The sequence below is a fragment of the Desulfomonilaceae bacterium genome, from assembly GCA_041662605.1.
Classification (GTDB): Bacteria; Desulfobacterota; Desulfomonilia; order Desulfomonilales; family Desulfomonilaceae; genus CAJBEZ01.
Genome location: JBAZSD010000023.1, coordinates 1 through 17,232 on the forward strand (window position 1 = coordinate 1; position 17,232 = coordinate 17,232).

Genomic DNA, 17,232 nt, shown 5'->3' on the forward strand with positions numbered 1-17,232 from the left:
ACGGTTAAAATTAGCCCGAAAAAGATGATTTATAAACTTGTGATGATGAAAATTCTAATCACATCATGCTGAATTGTGGAATTTTAGGGAATCCTAAGACTGAAAAAGTGATTTTTAGAGGCTCCCTAAAGTATAGTTACGCTTATGTTTATCGCTGTTGGACAGCGAAAGTCCCTGAATTCGACTTGTCAAATTTCATAGGCGCCCCTCATGCTGGAAATATTCAGACACTGTTCCATCTACCTTGCGGCCTTCGTTGAAGGCGCCGCTGCAATTATAATAGCCTATGGAGCGGTTGAGGCCACAGCCAAGGTGCTGGCGCTGGTCATTCACAGAAAAGACATGCAGTTCAACAAGGAGGACATTCGATTAAATTTGGGGCAATGGCTCACCCTGGCCCTGGAATTCGAATTGGCGGCGGACGTCTTGCGAACCGCCGTAGCCCCTTCATGGAACGACATCGGTCAGCTCGCCGCAATAATAATTATCAGGACAGCCTTGAACTTTTTCCTGCAGAAAGAAATCGACAAAGCCGAAGAAAGGGCGAAAGCGAGCGCCGCATAGGATGTATGGTCTCAACAGTTTCATACTATCGATTGACATATTGAGTTCACTGGTAACTTTTGGTTATTGCTGCGCCGGCTTTGTTGTCTTCCTGACACAGCGAAACAGGCACATGGCGCGAATGCTGGTGGCCAATGGGGCTCTTCTGGGAATGAATATAAAACTGGTGGGAGCTTTTTTAAAAACTGTTGAATTGCAAAGCTGGAACCAACTGGGGCTTTTTTTGACAATTCTTGTATTAAGAACCGTGATCAAGAAAGTATTTCTGAGTCAAAAACTTCTCTCTACAAAAGAATCCGCATAGCCCTGACAAATCTTCGGCGCGTGTTGCGCCTGAAACGATAAGATTGGCCGAGGCCAATATCCATGACTGAAAAGGATGTTTCCGCTGCCTGAAGACAGGGAAGAGCGTTCTTTCAGGCGACATGAGACGGAAATGACGGTATAACCCTTATGGAGCTTAAAAAATGATCATAGGAATCCCTAAGGAAATCAAGGAAGACGAATACAGAGTCGGAATAGTTCCATCAGGAGTCAGAACTCTCACGGAACACGGCCATTCGATAGTTATAGAGAAGGGCGCAGGCGAAGGCTGCAGGATAACCGACGGAGAATATAGGGAAGCGGGGGCTGCAATAGTGGAGAGCCCCGTGGAGGTTTATGATCGTTCGGACATGATCATGAAGGTCAAAGAACCTCAAACTAGCGAATTCCCCCTGTTCCATGAGTGGCAGATACTGTACTCCTATCTCCATCTGGCGCCTGCCCCGCAGCTTACTGAGGCCCTTCTGGCCGCCCGAATAATAGCCGTGGCGTACGAGACCATACAGAACCAGGATGGTTTTCTGCCGCTTCTTGTGCCAATGAGTGAAGTCGCCGGCAAGATGTCGGTTCAGGTAGGGGCGCATTTTCTGGAAAAAACCCAGGGAGGTCGAGGCGTTCTGCTCGGTGGGGTTCCCGGTGTGAGGCGTGGTTGTGTAACTATTCTAGGCGCCGGAACAGTTGGAATGGCGGCGGCGAAAATTGCTGTAGGAATGGGAGCGAATGTAAATGTTCTGGATGTCGACCAGCGACGTCTAATTTACATGGACGAGATCTTTGGAAACCGGGTGACGGGATTGATTTCAAACCCTGATAATGTCCTGTATGCCGTCTTGAACTCTCATCTGGTTATTGGAGCGGTTTTGATCCCTGGGGCCCGCGCTCCCCGGGTTGTTACAAAAGATATGATCCGTCAGATGAAAGCAGGAGCTGTCATTGTCGATGTGGCCATAGACCAGGGAGGCTGCATAGAGACTTCCAGGCCGACCACTCACAAGCGCCCCACGTTCCTCGTGGACGATGTGATTCATTATTGCGTGCCCAACATGCCGGGAGTGGTCGCAAGGACTTCCACTTTCGCTCTAACGAATGTCACATTGCCATTTGCGTTGGCGATAGCCGAAAAAGGGATTGATAGGGCCGCTCATGGAGACTTGCGGCTGGCTAAAGGGGTAAATCTGTACAATGGTTTGGTCACACACGAACAAGTCGCTCATGCCCTTGGCTATCCGTACAGCCCCATTGATCAAGTCGATACTGGGAGGCAAACGAAATGACCCCTGAAATGACTAATTTCATAGATGTTATGTATGAAGCTTATCGCGAAAACGCAGAAATGAAACATTACGCGGAATATCCGGATGGCGAAAGTCGCTCGACAATGCCAACAACGTCTTTCGTCTATAATTTTTTTATTTACAACAGTATTTACCAGTATGATTGGGAAGCCTCGTGGATGAAAGGAAAACTCACTCCCTGGAATGCTGAACCGGGCGAGGACAAAAGCCTGAAGTCAGGCAAATCCGTGGAATCGATCTCGGAGCCCGCGAAACAAAAAGGCCTGGAAAAATTTCTGCGAAAAAAATGTTCAAAGAGGCCGCCGCTCTTGGGTATGGCTTTCAGTCCCTTAGGCGGTTTGACGGATCTCGAGGGATCATGGACCATGGCTCCTTCAGACAGGAGACTCCCAGCGTCAGCGGGAACAAGATTTTTCCATTACCTTTCTGAACTTTCAACGGTGTTGTCCAACCCTGTTCAGGTAAGGGAAGGGATCGTTGAGGCGTCAAAAGCCAACTTTGAGTCGATTCAGAAATGTCGATTTTCCATTTACCTTGCGAGAAACAGCGTATTTCATGGATACAACAGTCCGGACGACCCCAGGGGCAGGGATCAAAAGAGAAGGCTGGCGCATTATGATCTTTTCATGAAGTGTCTCCTGGGCCTATTTTTTCTCTGTCATGAAAGACCTCTGTTATCAGAGGCTTCTTTCCGACTTGGCGTCGAAGACTCTCCCGGAACAAAGCAATAAAAACTATTGGAACCTTGTTATAGTAATGGCGCCTTGGATGGGGCCAATTTCATCAAAACAAATTAGGAGATGTAATGAACGTAACTATTAAAACGAATAAGGGTGATATCCACATCAAACTTTTTCCAGACCTGACGCCGATAACGGTAGCTAACTTTGTAAACCTGGCGCAAAGGGGCTTTTACAACGGTCTAAAGTTCCATAGGGTCATCGAAGACTTTATGATTCAAGGGGGGTGTCCTCTCGGAACAGGGACTGGTGGCCCAAGCTACAAGTTTAAAGACGAATTTGCCGCGACCCTTAAACATGACAAACCCGGCATCCTGTCCATGGCGAATTCGGGCCCTAACACAAACGGGAGCCAGTTTTTCATCACACATGTTCCGACATCCTGGCTTGATGGTAAACATTCAGTCTTTGGGGAAGTGATGAGTCCAGAAGATCAACATGTGGTTAACAGCATTAAACAGGGTGACGTGATAGAAAGCGTATCCATTGATGGCGACACAACCGAGTTATTCGCAAATACCAAAAGTTATTTAGACTCCTGGAATAAAATTCTGGACAAAAAGTGAGACTTATATTCCGGTAAAGTGGCCACTGAGGTCCTGGGCCCTTACTCTGCGATGATCTCATAGCGCCATGGAGGAGGGTAACGATGGAACATAAACCGAGGCTCGGCTATAGAATAATAGGAACAATCAAGAGAGTAAAAGGATCATGCAGCGCCGGACACGGCGTGGGTGATCAGATTGAGTTAAGCGGCCATGACACTGGAGGACTCTGCGGTTTTCTTTACCACCAGATCTTCCCATACCTGGTCATGCTGCAATTTGGAGGCGGTTTCCCGAGCGAATGGGGAGACCCCGACGTGGTTGAGATGGATTGTTTCGATAAATCGAATGTTGTTACGATCGAACTTAAACGAATCCGTGAGTGACACGGATCGCTAACCAAAATGAACGGGACCGACTGCGGCTATATCTGCCGCAGTCATCCCGTTTGGCATATTTCGGCCTACCCTGGTAACACCCTTCAATGCCCCTACATCCCGAATAGAAAAACCTCAACACAATTTGACGATCTAACACTTTTCTAATAATATAACTTCGTTATCGTAAAAAATGATAATTGGAAAACAATTCGGATAGAAGGCAGGCCCGCTTTTTGTGAATAACAACCAGGACAAGTTGGATCTTTCCAACCCGAACCGCCTTGATACGATTATTGATCACAGAAAACTATTGGTGACTGTAATAGCGGTCATCTCAATAATTTTCGCTTACTTTGCCGTTCAACTCAAGACTGATCCTTCTCTTAAAACAGGTATCGACAGAACCTCTCACGCCTATCACGAATACAAGAAATTCATCGATACTTTCGGAAATGAAGAATTCACCCTTATCGTCATTAAGAGTCATTCAGGGATATTCGATTCGCCTACCTTGAACATCATAGACAAGCTGACAAGGACACTTGAACATGTTGACGGTGTTTCGGAAGTTGTCAGCCTTACAAACCTACGTATCTTTCAGGAAAAAAACGGGTCTTTCGGCAATCTTCCACTGTTCGAGCGTGTCCAGGGAAAAATCGTTCCCGCTGCTAAGGAATCGTTGGAAAATTTACGGCGATCTCTCCCCATGACTAATCTTCTCATTTCATCAGACTTCAAGACAATTGGCATCGCTGTAAAAGTCAAAGAGAAGTTGAAATATGAAGACGCAATTTACGAACAGATCGTCCGGATTGTAAACAGGGATCTCAAGGGAAACAAACTCGTAGAGGACTACAGGATTGTAGGTCCTGCATTTATCCGAAAGGCCATAGTTGAATACAGTATTCAGACTGGAATAGTGTTCGGCGTCCTGTGCATGCTGATAGCCACTATTGTATCAGTATATGTTTTCAGGAGTTTCCGGGTCACATTGGTCACGAACTTTATTCTTAGTGTTTGTGTGTTGTGGGTCCTGGGGCTGATGGGGGCAATGGATATCCCGCTTAATTCAACTACAGCGCTTGCGTTTGGGTTTGTTCCGATCACCACGATTGAAATAGTGATCCATATGGTTGTCAGATATCACCTCTACCATAAGATAGTTAATGACAAGATCAGCGCCCTGAAGATGTCGGTAAGGTGGCTCGCCAGGCCGTGTTTTATCTGCATAGCGACCACCGCTGTTGGTTTTGGAACACTGATGATAAGTTCGATCCCAATGGTCCGGGACCTTGGATTCATAATGTCGGTGGGAGTTTTAATTTCTTACGGGCTGGCGATAGTAATGACTCCAGCGTTATTCTCGATGATGAAGACGTTGAACACAACTGAATCCTCGGATGTTTTGGTAGACTGGCTGGAAAGAATTCTCAAGGCGATTGAATCTCTAATATCTCAACACGCTCGAGCAGTTGTCCTTTTCGCTTTAGGCCTCTCTCTGTTTCTGCTTGCCGGTTCACCCAGGATCAACAGCGACGCTCAGTTATTCCGAATGCTCGATGAATCAACTCAAACGGTGCGGGATATCCGCTTCGTTGAAAAGAACCTGGCTCCCGCTCAAACTCTTGAGCTTTTCATCGAATCCAAACCGAACGAGTTTAAGAAGCCGGAAATGTGGAAAAAGATCGCTGAGCTGGAGAAACGAGTCAGAAGTATTCCGGATGTGGTTTCAACGGATTCCTATGCCAGCGTGTTGACTTATTTGAACAAAATAACTCAGGGAAACGCCGTCAATTCGCAAGACATATATTCTAATCCAAATCTTATCCCCCAACTTCTTTTCATGACATCCTTGAGTGAAGGCGGGAAGAAAATAACCGACAGATATATCAGTGAGAACTTTGACAAGACCAGAATTTCCATACAGATAAAGAACTCTCCGGACAGGCCTATTGGAGAGACAATTTCACAGATTCAGGATATCGCTAATGAGATAATGGCGGGGGAGGGGAAGGCCACGGTCACTGGTGACCTGGTTCTTGTCTCTTCTCAAACTAAGACGCTGATAAGAGATCAGGTAGAGTCGATGTTCATAGCCGCAATTCTGATCACTATACTCATGATGATTCAACTGCGCTCTTTTATGCTCGGGCTGATCTGTCTTATACCTAATATTCCTCCCGTTGCGGCTGTCTTCGGGATCATGGGCTGGTTCGGAATCTCTCTCGATATGGTTACCGTGTTCGCCGCCACTGTAGCGATCGGACTGGCGGTCGACAACACAATCCATTACCTGACCCAGTTGAAAAGGGAAATAACCCTCAATCCAGACGTATCGATAGAAGAAAACGTGTTTCGATCATACAGGTTTACCGCGCGCCAGATTGCGTCATGGTCGGTCGTGGTATTGCTTGGTTTCCTGGCTTTAGCCACTTCGCCGTTTAGACCTGTTGTTTTTTTCGGAATACTTGGTTGTTCCGCAATTACGCTTGGGCTCTTCGGGGATTTGATTTTTCTGCCGGCCCTGATCCTGACCTCCAAGCGGATCCGCAAAACAATTACGGATATTTGCGCCAGAGAACAAAAGAGCCATATTCGAAAGAATATGGCTTCATGAAAAGACGAAATGTAGCCCGATATGGGGTGTGAGATCTCTTGAGCCGCTGACGGCAAACCGGGGTTCTGAACCGATCCGTTACCCAGGCGCTAGTCGGCGTCTACTCCCCATTTAAACTTCATTGAATGAGGGGGTTGAACTACGGGCTCCTGGTAATCCTTCAGAGTTTCATCTACAGGAATTGAGACATCTTTTTTTAGAGCCGTTCCTGCCGGCACACCCCAGATGTATTTCTTGTGGGATTCCATTTTTGTGACGTCGGCCGGACTTGGCGTATCCGCAGCGAATCCAAAGGAAGCGAATGCAAAAATTAAAGCTGACATTGGAACGACGATTTTTTTCATGCTTCACCTTTTCTGACAAACAGAATAAAACCCGAATAAATACAGGTTAATTCCTGGTAGTAATGTAATACATGATGTTTTATTATCAACACCTTGAAATAAGGTCAAGATAAATGATATGAGGTATGTTGTGGATCTGAAGCCACGAAATTAAACACAAAGGCCCGGAGCGGACAGTTACGCTCCAGGCCTTTTCATAAGAATGAGTATAATAAACGAATTTACGCGGCCAATTTTTCCCTCCGCAGAATCTGTCCTCTTCCGCTTATTACGACCTTTTCCAGAGGAATTTGCTTCCCGGCCATTTTCATGCCCATTTTTATTATTTCCGGCAATCCGGAACAACATGGCACTTCCATCACAGCGACTGTTACGCTCTTGATAGAGGCTGACGAGAAAATTTCGCCGAATTTTTCGATGTAGGCCCGTGAATCGTCAAATTTTGGACAACCGATAAGAAGTATTTTGCCTTTGAGCAAGTCTCTATGCAGGTTGGGGTAAGCAAACCCTGCGCAATCGGCCGCGACCAGCAAGTCGGCGTTTTTCAGGAAAGGCGCAGTTGGTGGAATTAGCCTTATCTGAACAGGCCAGTGGGTAAGTTCGGATCCAATGGCGTGTTGGGTACTGGGTTCATTCGCCTTTTCGCAGGAACAGCTCGAAGCCGCGAAAGTCTGAATATTGGAAGAAGGACAACCGCACGCCATGGTTTTAGGCTGTTCCTTTTCTTCTTCGGGCAAGTTCTTTAGGCGTTCCTCTACGGCCTCTTCGTCGAAGTCCTCAGCCTCTCTCTGAACTATTTTTAAGGCTCCGGACGGACATTCGCCGATACAGGCGCCGAGACCATCACAATACACTTCCGATACAAGTTTGGCTTTTCCGTCTATTATTTCCAGAGCCCCCTCAGCGCAGCCGGTAACGCACTGGCCACAACCTGTACAGAGGTCCTCATTTATTTCTATTATATTTCTCTTGAATTTCATTTTGATTTCCTTCTCTTTTTGTCTCGCATTTTTCAATTTGCTACGGCGCGTAAACTGGTAGCCGGCGCTTGTAACAATTCGTACGCGAGGCTCCGTCCTGAGTCTGTAACAAAGTCTCTATCAATAACTTCTGAGAGGAAGCTAGGGTCCAGCTCTGATTTTTTCATCTTTTCCTGAAGAGAAGCCAGGAGATGGGCGTCATGAACCAGATCGAGATCTCTGGATTGATAAGATCCTGGATCATCTAGATGTTTAATTATGTCACATACTTCCTCTATTATTTCTTCAGGGGCGTCCAATTTTTCGAGTATTTCGCGAGCCACAGCCGTAGATTTTTCCTTTTTACCGGTAATATCCGCCTGTCCTGGAGAATCAATCGGTTCAATATCATGCAGGTAAGCGGCCGAAAGAAGTACGGCAGGTTTTGACTTCTCCGAGCCTATTAATTTTTCAACCAGTGAAGCCACTCTGGAAGCGTGACCTATCCGTCTAAAATCGTTCTTAAGTCGCATCTTCATTTCCACGGCGACTCGATCTTTGAAAAGATCTTCTTTCTGTTTCATTAACTCGGGCGGAAGATCTCCGAAACATTGTCGGGCAAATTTGCAATGAGCGGCGCAACCAAAATCCATTTTGGGGTTTAAAACGTACTGGCTGCATTTTTTGCACTTACGACGGGTTTCGTCCTTAAAAAACTCTATCCTGGATCCGCAGTTCGGACATTCGGTTTCAAAGATAGCGTCAAATTTCCAATAACGGGGATCCTGACCGGGACATTTCATGGCTGTATCTCCTTTCCACTAAAGGAGTCGTTTTTTATAGGCGGCGCATGGTCTGTAACATTGGCATGCGCCGCGAAGAGTTTTTAATCAATTTCCGATTGATACTATTCTGTTAATTAAGATGAGTGTAGATTCCTTTAGATTCCTGCGCCTTGATAGTCATCAATACTTGCGGATCAGCCCAGGATCGCCTTTAGATCCTCATCCGGCGTACTAATAGGTTTGATGTCAAAAGTCTTTACCAAGGTGTCGAGCACGTTAGGGGTGATGAACGCCGGCAGGCTCGGGCCAAGACGAATTCCCTTTATTCCCAGGTAAAAGAGGGTCAGTAAGATGGCCACAGCCTTTTGTTCATACCAGGATAGAATCATCGAGAGCGGCAGTTCATTGACTCCACAGTTAAAGGCCTTAGCCAGAGCTATTGCGATCTGGATGGCTGAGTAAGCGTCATTGCATTGGCCGACATCCAGAAGACGTGGAATTCCGCCGATATCTCCAAGGTCCTTGTCAAAGAAGCGGAATTTTCCGCAGGCCAATGTCAAGACGACAGTGTCCTTTGGGGTTTTCTCAACAAATTCGGTATAGTAGTTGCGGCCGGGTTTGGCTCCATCACATCCGGCAACCAGAAAGAAGTGCTTTATGGCTCCACTCTTCACCGCGTCGATTACCTTGTCCGCGACAGACATCACTGCATTTCTGGCGAAACCACACATGACTTCCTTGCCTTGATAATCTGAAGTAAAACCAGGCATCTCCAATGCTTTTTGGATCACGGGCGCAAAATTCTTATCCGAGATGTGTTTTACATCTGGATAGCCTACAAGCCCGGTGCTGAAGATGTTGTCGTTGTAGGAAGGAGCCGGTTTCTGAATACAGTTGGTAGTCATCAGAATAGCGCCGGGGAACTCAGCGAATTCCTTTTTCTGGTTTTGCCATGCGGTTCCGAAATGGCCGTAAAAATGCGGATATTTCTTTAAACCCGGATATGCGTGTGTGGGTAGCATTTCTCCATGGGTATAAACATAAATGCCCTTGCCTGCCGACTGCTTAAGGATTTCCTCCAGGTCCTTGAGGTCGTGCCCTGATACAAGTATCGCCTTGCCGGTCTTGTGCCCGAGAGGCACTTTTGTCGGAACCGGGTGGCCGTAGACCCCTGTGTTTGCGGCGTCAAGCAGTTCCATGGTTTTAAGGTTGATCTCACCGCATTTTAGTACCAGACCTACCCAGTCATTAAGATTCAGGTTGTGACTCAGTGTCGCTGCCAGTCCTTCTGACACGAATGCGTAAATCTCATCATTTTCTTTTCCAAGGATCCTGGCATGATCAGCATAGGCAGCCACTCCTCTTAACCCAAAGATCAAGGTGTGCTTCAATGACACTATATCCTGATTGTCCGAGTCAGCCTTGAATCCTTTGGTTAATCCCTGTTCTATCATGCCCTGCTTATCTGGGGCCGGTTTAAACGTAGCTGCGTCTTCGGTGAAATCAACCTTTCCCCCTGCCGCTTTGACTCTCTCCTTCAGACCGTCACGGTATGCCACCGCCTTCTTAATCATGGGTGGAAATCTGTCCTCATCGAAATCGACATTGGTTAGAGTCGCAAATAAAGCTTCATTGGTGAAAACATCGGCTGCGTGATCCACAACACCAACCTTTCTACCTTCGACCGCAAACAATGCCATACCTTTGAGAGCGTGAGTCAGGAGATCGTGGAGCGCAGCAGTTTCCGGGGATTTTCCACAGACACCCGCTCGGGTGCATCCGATACCGCCCGCAGTTTGTTCACACTGGTAGCAAAACATCTTGTCAGCCATTTTGTCCTCCTGTTTTATTGGTTCCGACTGAATCGGGAAACACTTGAATTCGATTTACTTGAAGTATCTGTAAACAATATGGAGGTTGGGTGATCCAAAGACCTTGACTTAAGTCAAGCCCGCAAAAAAAATGTCAATTTTTTGATCAACCGAGAGAAAATTTCCAATTTGTTGGAAAGAAGGCTACGACTACATGACTGTCTTGAGAAATTCCTGAAGCCCGACACGCTCTATGATTTCTCCGAATCTCTCACCTCTGTTATTGTGGGCCATGTAGAAATCCAAAATATGATCAATGAGTTGCGCGGTTTCATTTTCCGAGAAGAGACCTGGTATCTCTGAAGCGAGTCAGGGATGTCTACCGAGCTTACCGCCTACCATAACGCGGTATCTTTGCCTGCCCCGGACAAGAGTCCCTGTGGGGCATGTCCTGATACAGTGTCCGCAGAACAGACACTTTTCCATGTCAATTTTGGGCAACCACATCTGATCATTCATCGAGATTGCTTTTTCGATGCAGACCTCGGCGCAAGCGGCGCACCGGCTACACTCCACATCAGTAAGAGCCGGCTTTACCGCCGCAATTATTCCAAGATCCGCCACCTGGGGCCTGGAACAGGCGTTAGGGCAATCCGACACGGAAACTCTGAATTCATGATGAAATTTCAGAGGGCCACCAACCTTGGATTTTAGGAAGGTCTTGAGTTTTCTGGACTGTAAGTTTTTTTCGAGGGTTATTGTGAGGTCATCTCGGGGAGGGATTTTGTTTGGGCAACCACTCGATCCAAAACAGCTTTCGATTTGGAAGCCCTTTATTTCATCGTCCATGTTTTTCAGAAAATTTTGCTGGCAGATTCTGACGTGTTCAATTGTCACCTCTGAGGCGTTCTGCTTTTCAGCCTCCTGTTCTACTTTTTTCTTAACCCGCCTTCTAATGAAAAATGGAGTTTTGGCTATGGCTTCTTCGGCTGCTGGGCTCCAACGCATAAAAATAATCTCCCATCAATGTTCATTCATATTTTATATTAGTTTGACTTATAATCAAGTCTACGCCGATCTTATAGTTTCAGAGCTTTATATTGGTAAAATGTTCCTGCATAACGTAAATTTAGGGCCAGATGCGCAACTTTATACCAAAAACTGGAATCACAATATCGTTTCAAGGAGGTGGCTTTGAGTCTTATTGAAGCTCTTCGTCTGATTCCACTGTTCGAGGGTCTTCCTGACAACCAATTAGAGGATCTAAACACGATCTCCCTGGAAAAATCATTCAAAAAGGGAGGATCAATATTTAATGAAGGAGACCCAGGGAACGGTTTCTATGTAGTAAAAGAGGGCCGAATTAAAATCTTCAAGATTTCAAGCGAAGGGAAAGAGCAAATCCTTCATGTCTTTGGGCCTGGGGAGCCTTTTGGAGAGGCTCCGGTCTTTGAAGGGCGTCAATTTCCAGCGCATGCCGAAGCGCTTGCGGATACTGTTTGTATCTTTTTTCCTAGAAAAGCCTTTACTGATCTTATAAGCAAGAACCCATCACTGGCCATGAACATGCTGGGAGTTCTTTCCCGGCGTCTAAGACGTTTTGCCGCTTTGGTGGAAGATCTTTCTTTGAAGGAGGTTCCAGGGAGGCTGGCCGCCTATCTCCTATACTTAAGTAAGACTGAATCTGACTCTATTGAGTTGTCTCTGGACGTAGCCAAAGGCCAGTTGGCCGGGATGCTTGGCACTATTCCGGAAACCCTGTCCAGAATTCTTGGCCGACTGGTCAAACAGGGGTATATAGAAGCCGTCGGTCCAAAAATCAGAATTGTTGATCTGCAAGGCCTTAGAGACCTTGCAGACGGTTCAAAACGCCTTTAGAGAAATGTGTATACCGAAGGCATTGCCTCATGGATTATCGGTCCTGTATAACTGGAAGAGAATCGAGCTATATCCAAGTGACAAACGATCTAAGGCTTCCGGTTATGAAAGAATACTCTGACAACCTGTGTGATTTGTACAACACTTACAACAGGAGAGAATTTGTTCACCCTGATCCTCTGGAATTTCTCTATGATTATGATGACCCCGAGGATAGAGAAATAGTTGGTTTGATCTCGTCGTGCCTGGCTTACGGAAGTGTATGGCAGATACTAAAAACGGTGAGGTATGTGCTCGACACCATCGGTCCCCCCCGAAAATTCTTGTTGAACGCCACACATGAAAAGCTTCTTCAGACTTTTAAGGATTTCAAGTATCGTTTTACAAAAGGGGAAGAACTGGCGACTGTGCTGTTTGGGGTTGGCAGGGTGATCAGGATTCACGGATCCGTCAGGGACTGTTTTCTTGAGGGCTACTCTCCAAATGACAAGAATACAATTAATGGACTTACTTATCTTGTAGCAGCTATCTCCGAGGTATTTAAAGAACGGCCGCGCAGCTTGCTGCCTAGTCCTGCCGGCGGCAGCGCATGCAAGCGTCTGAATCTGTTCATGCGTTGGATGGTGAGAAAAGACGCAGTTGATCCGGGCGGATGGGACCAGATCCCTCCTTCAAAACTGATTGTGCCTATGGATGTTCACATGGGGAGGATATGCCGACGGCTGAAACTTACTTCACGAAGCCAATCCGACCTGAAGGCGGCGCTCGAAGTGACTGAGGCTTTCAGGAAAATTGAACCTGATGATCCGGTTCGTTATGATTTTTGTCTTACCCGTTTGGGTATAAGAGATGACCTGGAGCCTGATGAATTTCTCAAGGGGTGTGGTGTCGAATGATATGCGCCCCGGTGGCTTCTCAATCGCTGTTGAAAACCACTTTTTGGCCTTCTTTTATGCCATGTTTTTTGCAAAAGCCCGCCGGGATTTCAAGACAGTAACGAACCGGGAATATCGATGGGTATACAATCCCTGAGTTTGGCCGGATCTGCTCGTAAATCAGTCTGATCACATCGTGTGAGTCAATCCAGACAGCATCGATCGGGAATTTCATGCCCTGCATATGTATTGCGAATACACCTGATCGAATAAAATCAAGCAGCATTCCCTGTTCTTCCCGAATCTCGGACCAACCGAGCAGACCCTCTGTTCTGGCTTTGTCGGTATTCGCCAGAGTAGCGACGATTGCTTTGGTTCCCAAGGTCATTCGAACAGTAGGCGCCGACAAAACCTTAACAGAGACATTGTCATTGTTGGACTGGGATTGCGCTGAACTCCAATCTGGGCAAAAAGCTAAAATGAGCCCTAGCGCTATAAAAACAGAGGCTAGTCCCGTCAAGGATGTCCGCACGGCATGCTTCAAAAGATTTTGTTCCTAAAATAATCGCGTCGAGAGATCTTGCGCTTCCCTTCAGCTCGTTATATACAAGAATTCGCTTTTAAACAACCTGATCCGAGACATTGAAATTCCATGAGCGTCTACCAATAGACCTCTCAGCGATTTTCAGAGGCGTATGTCAATTTTATAAAAAGGCGAGGTGGCACATGGCGGTAAATCCAAAACTTCTTGAAATTCTGGTATGCCCGAAATGCAAAGGTGACCTGATCCTGACTGAAAATTCCGATGGACTGATTTGCAACGCCTGTCGTCTGAAATATGAAATCAAGGATGACATCCCGATCATGCTGATTGATGAAGCCATCCCATTGGATTCAAAAGAATAGAACTCCGTTTGTTTTCATAGCGCCGGTAGTGGGTTTTCCGGCGAAAGAAAGGTGTCGAGTTTAGGTGATTTTATGACTGGCAGGAAAATTGGGCATGAGGGCAGTTAGGCATAAGGGGTCAACGCCTTCCAGGATAGTTGTTCGCGGGGTTAACTGGGTTGGAGATACGATTATGAGTCTGCCTGCGGCGCGGGCTCTTCGCAAGATGTTTCCCGCCGCTCACATCGCTTTCTGGATACCGGCCTATCTGGAACCCTTGTTGAGACTGACAAAGGTTCCTGATGAAATAATAGTTTTTGAAAAGAAAGACGGGGGGGCTCTAAAGAGACCGTTATTGATGAAGGGCCGTCTGCAGCGAGGTCATTTTGACATGGCGGTTCTTTTTCAGAACGCGTTTGAGAGCGCTTTCACAGCCTGGCTCTCGGGAATAAAGCTTAGAGTCGGCTATCCTACCGATTTGCGAGGATCATTCCTGAATATTAAAACGCCGCTGATCCCGTCCATCCTTTCAGGACATCAGGTTTTTTATTATCTGGAGATAGTCAAACATCTGGACAGTTATTTCAGGCTTGGCCGTTTTCAATACCTGGGTAAACCGGATTGCTCCATAAAACTTCCTGCCGTGGAGATAGAGAAGGCCCGAAAGCTTCTCCTGGATGAAGGCGCAGACCTCAAAGGACGTTTAGTATGTCTGTGTCCAGGTTCTGTAAATTCCGACGCTAAACGATGGCCTGCGGAATATTATTCGAGACTCGCTGATTTTCTCATAGAAGAACTCGATGCGAGGATTGTCTTTCTTGGAGCCCCCCAAGAGCGAGACATGGTGGATGGTATAATCAGCCAAATGACCCGAGGCTCTGCTTTTAATCTAGCGGCGAAATCCGACATGGTGATGTCTCTGGGTATAATGAATCAGAGTTCCCTGGTTATTTCCAATGATACAGGTAGCGCTCATCTGGCTGTGGCGGCCGGCGCAAGAAGTTTAACAATTTTTGGCCCCACCATTGCAGGGGCGACTGCGCCGTTTGGGCCGCTTGCGCTTATTATTCAAGGAAAAGCGGAATGCGCCCCATGCAACGATCATAATTGTCGCGACAAGGGACATACCTGCATGAGGAATCTCACCCCTGAAGTTGTAGCCCAAAAAGCGTCTGAAATTATGGCGCTATCTCACAGTGTGTGATGAATCCGTTTGTAAGCGTAATCATTCCGACATATAACCGACTTGAATTACTCAAAGAAACGGTAGAATCAGTGCGGAGGCAACACTTCCGGGACTTTGAAATCGTTGTGATCAATGACGGTTCTGATGACGGCACTGCAGAATGGCTTGCGCAACAGAGCGATGTGATCTTTGTCGATCAACCCAATTCCGGCATTGCGTCGTCGAGGAACAAAGGGGCTTTAGTAAGTAAGGGTGAGTGGCTTGCGTTTCTTGATCATGATGACATATGGGCCCCGGATAAGCTGCAGAGTCAGGTAGACTTTGTTTGTGTTAATCCTGGAGTCGGCATGGTCGCGGTCAAGCACGTCAGACTCGGAAGCAGGACCATCTCGACAGGCCCCGGGAAATGGACCAAGGGCGATCTTTTTGTAAAGGCTTTTTCGGAAAGCTTCATACATACTTCTTCAGTAATGATTCGAAGAGATGTCCTGGAAAAAATAGGCGGATTTCCAACAAAGTATCGATTTGCAGACGAATTTGATGTCTGGTTGAAAATTTCCAGGAATTACGACATAGCGTTTCTTGACAAGCCCCTGGTTTTTATTAGGTTTTACGATTCAAACACGAGCCACAACAGGTTAGGGGTCAGGTCAGACACTTATGACATTCTTATGAAAAATTATGACCCGGATCGTATTCCACGAAAAATTTTTCTGAAGACATTGTCAAATCATGATATTTCATTTGGTAGAGCCTATGTCAACCTGAACGACCTGAACAACGCCCTGAAATGGTTCCGCAGCGCTGTGAACAGAACGCCCTTCAGGCCGAGGGCGTGGCGTTATTACATCAGGTATAAGATTCTTTCTTTACTAAGATTTTTTCGACCAGGCCCTGCAAATGGCTAAATGCGACTCCTTACCGAATCGATTCGTTCGTAGTTCTGACAATAAATTCTCCATACAAGTCAATCCATCTTCACTATCCATTGTTGATCTATCGGTTGCACAGATTAAAGATATTGCGACGGCGGCGCTTTATGAACATAACCGTCAGGTTCGCTCTGGATCTGTAAATGTGAAGAAGGACGCTCCGGAAACTTCGGTTTCTATCGTTTCGCTGCCGGACGCTCCTGTGCTGTGTGTAAAACATTTCAAGAACCGTGGAACAGGTTATACTATAAAAGGTATTTTCCGTGCGACCCATGGAGTGAGAGCGTTTCAGGGAGGAGAAAATCTTTTTCGTCTTGGATTTACTTTGGCCCCCCCTATTGCGTTGATCAGGAATATGAGGTTTGGAATTTCATTCGAGGAATGGCTTGTTATGCCAATTCTTCCAGAGGCCGAAGAACTCGATCGATATATGGTCAAACGAATCAGAAAGGGTTGGCCAAAAGAGGAAAAACTTGATTTTTTGAACTACTTCGCCAATTTTCTGGCGCATCTTCACAGTTCGGGTGTTTTTCACACCGATCTAAAGACATGTAACATAATGGTTTTCGAAGACAGCAATCAGAAACAGGCCGCAAATTCGGGAGCGAGAGGTGTCCGGCGGATCGGATTTTCCCTGCTTGATTACGATGATGTGAGGGTATGTAAAGGCGCAGTAGGATGCAAAATCAGGGCGAAGAATCTTTCACAACTTTTTCTTTCGACACCGTCAGCAATAGATCTTGACGACAGAATGGAATTCTTTAACCAATATTTCAGTAGCTGCTACAGGCTTAATATTGACAAAAAGCGGCTTCTTGAAATGATGTTTGCCAGGATTGACGGAAAAACGTTGCTTTATGTCGGACCTGAAGGTGACATATCTGAAAACTGGACGATAATTAACAAGGGTAAGGAATGTGTCGATAATTTTCTATAGTTGAACCTTGCCAAGACACTCAAACAAAAAGATTTCATTGTCAAAATGGTGGCAGTATTTGAAAAACAATCGTCGTTATTCAACAGTCAATGTGACCGCATTCGAATGAACGGCGCCTGGACAAGACATTAAATTCGAAACCGATCTACGATCACTTGTCAGATTTTCTACGTTG

At 46.3% G+C, this 17,232-nt stretch carries 18 protein-coding genes and 1 pseudogene; 13 read left to right on the top strand and 6 right to left on the bottom strand.

Annotated features, from left to right (window positions below; genetic code table 11):
• Positions 1–210 precede the first annotated feature (210 nt).
• The 7 genes from WC647_15330 (at position 211) to WC647_15360 (ending at position 6,465) form a co-directional block, all read left to right on the top strand.
• A complete protein-coding gene (locus tag WC647_15330; GenBank protein MFA6223681.1) occupies positions 211–564 on the top strand; it encodes a DUF1622 domain-containing protein in 354 nt (117 codons plus the stop codon).
• A 40-nt stretch (positions 565–604) separates the two neighbouring features.
• Positions 605–868, top strand: a complete 264-nt coding sequence (locus WC647_15335; protein MFA6223682.1) for a DUF1622 domain-containing protein — start codon at positions 605–607, stop codon at positions 866–868.
• A 163-nt stretch (positions 869–1,031) separates the two neighbouring features.
• Positions 1,032–2,162, top strand: a complete 1,131-nt coding sequence (gene ald / locus WC647_15340) for an alanine dehydrogenase (protein ID MFA6223683.1) — start codon at positions 1,032–1,034, stop codon at positions 2,160–2,162.
• Positions 2,159–2,914: a hypothetical protein gene (locus WC647_15345; GenBank protein MFA6223684.1), complete on the top strand. Its 756-nt coding sequence runs from the start codon at positions 2,159–2,161 to the stop codon at positions 2,912–2,914. The genes ald and WC647_15345 overlap by 4 nt, the downstream gene beginning before the upstream one ends.
• A 74-nt stretch (positions 2,915–2,988) precedes the next feature.
• A complete protein-coding gene (locus WC647_15350; GenBank protein MFA6223685.1) occupies positions 2,989–3,489 on the top strand; it encodes a peptidylprolyl isomerase in 501 nt (166 codons plus the stop codon).
• 83 nt (positions 3,490–3,572) lie between these two features.
• Positions 3,573–3,854 (top strand): TIGR04076 family protein, encoded by a 282-nt coding sequence (locus tag WC647_15355; GenBank protein MFA6223686.1) that lies wholly within the window; start codon positions 3,573–3,575, stop codon positions 3,852–3,854.
• 229 nt (positions 3,855–4,083) lie between these two features.
• Positions 4,084–6,465: an efflux RND transporter permease subunit gene (locus tag WC647_15360; GenBank protein MFA6223687.1), complete on the top strand. Its 2,382-nt coding sequence runs from the start codon at positions 4,084–4,086 to the stop codon at positions 6,463–6,465.
• 89 nt (positions 6,466–6,554) lie between these two features.
• Here WC647_15360 and WC647_15365 read toward each other — a convergent pair whose 3' ends face one another.
• The 5 genes and pseudogenes from WC647_15365 to WC647_15385 form a co-directional block, all read right to left on the bottom strand.
• The gene (locus WC647_15365) at positions 6,555–6,809 is read right to left on the bottom strand and encodes a hypothetical protein (protein MFA6223688.1); all 255 of its coding nucleotides are present in this window, start codon (positions 6,807–6,809) and stop codon (positions 6,555–6,557) included.
• Between the two features lie 221 nt (positions 6,810–7,030).
• A complete protein-coding gene (locus WC647_15370) occupies positions 7,031–7,789 on the bottom strand; it encodes a 4Fe-4S binding protein (protein MFA6223689.1) in 759 nt (252 codons plus the stop codon).
• Positions 7,790–7,821: 32 nt separating this feature from the next.
• Complete coding sequence (locus WC647_15375; protein ID MFA6223690.1) at positions 7,822–8,571, bottom strand: HD domain-containing protein; 750 nt, start codon at positions 8,569–8,571, stop codon at positions 7,822–7,824.
• A 176-nt stretch (positions 8,572–8,747) separates the two neighbouring features.
• Positions 8,748–10,385, bottom strand: coding sequence for a hydroxylamine reductase (gene hcp / locus WC647_15380; GenBank protein ID MFA6223691.1), 1,638 nt, complete (start codon positions 10,383–10,385; stop codon positions 8,748–8,750).
• 189 nt (positions 10,386–10,574) lie between these two features.
• Positions 10,575–11,372: pseudogene (locus WC647_15385) on the bottom strand (4Fe-4S dicluster domain-containing protein).
• A gap of 180 nt (positions 11,373–11,552) precedes the next feature.
• Between WC647_15385 and WC647_15390 the strand changes: the two are divergent.
• Entirely contained in the window at positions 11,553–12,242 is a 690-nt protein-coding gene (locus tag WC647_15390) for a Crp/Fnr family transcriptional regulator (protein ID MFA6223692.1), read from the top strand.
• A gap of 29 nt (positions 12,243–12,271) precedes the next feature.
• The gene (locus tag WC647_15395) at positions 12,272–13,138 is read left to right on the top strand and encodes a TIGR02757 family protein (GenBank protein MFA6223693.1); all 867 of its coding nucleotides are present in this window, start codon (positions 12,272–12,274) and stop codon (positions 13,136–13,138) included.
• Positions 13,139–13,157: 19 nt separating this feature from the next.
• Here WC647_15395 and WC647_15400 read toward each other — a convergent pair whose 3' ends face one another.
• Complete coding sequence (locus tag WC647_15400; protein MFA6223694.1) at positions 13,158–13,661, bottom strand: DUF192 domain-containing protein; 504 nt, start codon at positions 13,659–13,661, stop codon at positions 13,158–13,160.
• A 182-nt stretch (positions 13,662–13,843) separates the two neighbouring features.
• On the opposite strand from WC647_15400, the gene WC647_15405 reads away from it, so the two are divergent.
• From WC647_15405 to WC647_15420, 4 genes are all read left to right on the top strand, one after another.
• Positions 13,844–14,023: a Trm112 family protein gene (locus WC647_15405; protein MFA6223695.1), complete on the top strand. Its 180-nt coding sequence runs from the start codon at positions 13,844–13,846 to the stop codon at positions 14,021–14,023.
• Positions 14,024–14,117: 94 nt separating this feature from the next.
• Entirely contained in the window at positions 14,118–15,206 is a 1,089-nt protein-coding gene (waaF, locus tag WC647_15410) for a lipopolysaccharide heptosyltransferase II (GenBank protein MFA6223696.1), read from the top strand.
• A complete protein-coding gene (locus tag WC647_15415; GenBank protein ID MFA6223697.1) occupies positions 15,206–16,096 on the top strand; it encodes a glycosyltransferase in 891 nt (296 codons plus the stop codon). The genes waaF and WC647_15415 overlap by 1 nt, the downstream gene beginning before the upstream one ends.
• Positions 16,089–17,057 (top strand): serine/threonine-protein kinase, encoded by a 969-nt coding sequence (locus tag WC647_15420; GenBank protein ID MFA6223698.1) that lies wholly within the window; start codon positions 16,089–16,091, stop codon positions 17,055–17,057. The genes WC647_15415 and WC647_15420 overlap by 8 nt, the downstream gene beginning before the upstream one ends.
• Positions 17,058–17,232: the final 175 nt, after the last annotated feature.

Coding starts and splice junctions, on each gene's coding strand:
- WC647_15330 (MFA6223681.1), top strand. CDS start 211: ATGCTGGAAATATTCAGACACTGTTCCATCTACCTTGCGGCCTTCGTT.
- ald (MFA6223683.1), top strand. CDS start 1,032: ATGATCATAGGAATCCCTAAGGAAATCAAGGAAGACGAATACAGAGTC.
- WC647_15345 (MFA6223684.1), top strand. CDS start 2,159: ATGACCCCTGAAATGACTAATTTCATAGATGTTATGTATGAAGCTTAT.
- WC647_15350 (MFA6223685.1), top strand. CDS start 2,989: ATGAACGTAACTATTAAAACGAATAAGGGTGATATCCACATCAAACTT.
- WC647_15355 (MFA6223686.1), top strand. CDS start 3,573: ATGGAACATAAACCGAGGCTCGGCTATAGAATAATAGGAACAATCAAG.
- WC647_15365 (MFA6223688.1), bottom strand. CDS start 6,809: ATGAAAAAAATCGTCGTTCCAATGTCAGCTTTAATTTTTGCATTCGCT.
- WC647_15370 (MFA6223689.1), bottom strand. CDS start 7,789: ATGAAATTCAAGAGAAATATAATAGAAATAAATGAGGACCTCTGTACA.
- WC647_15375 (MFA6223690.1), bottom strand. CDS start 8,571: ATGAAATGTCCCGGTCAGGATCCCCGTTATTGGAAATTTGACGCTATC.
- hcp (MFA6223691.1), bottom strand. CDS start 10,385: ATGGCTGACAAGATGTTTTGCTACCAGTGTGAACAAACTGCGGGCGGT.
- WC647_15395 (MFA6223693.1), top strand. CDS start 12,272: ATGGATTATCGGTCCTGTATAACTGGAAGAGAATCGAGCTATATCCAA.
- WC647_15405 (MFA6223695.1), top strand. CDS start 13,844: ATGGCGGTAAATCCAAAACTTCTTGAAATTCTGGTATGCCCGAAATGC.
- waaF (MFA6223696.1), top strand. CDS start 14,118: ATGAGGGCAGTTAGGCATAAGGGGTCAACGCCTTCCAGGATAGTTGTT.
- WC647_15415 (MFA6223697.1), top strand. CDS start 15,206: ATGAATCCGTTTGTAAGCGTAATCATTCCGACATATAACCGACTTGAA.
- WC647_15420 (MFA6223698.1), top strand. CDS start 16,089: ATGGCTAAATGCGACTCCTTACCGAATCGATTCGTTCGTAGTTCTGAC.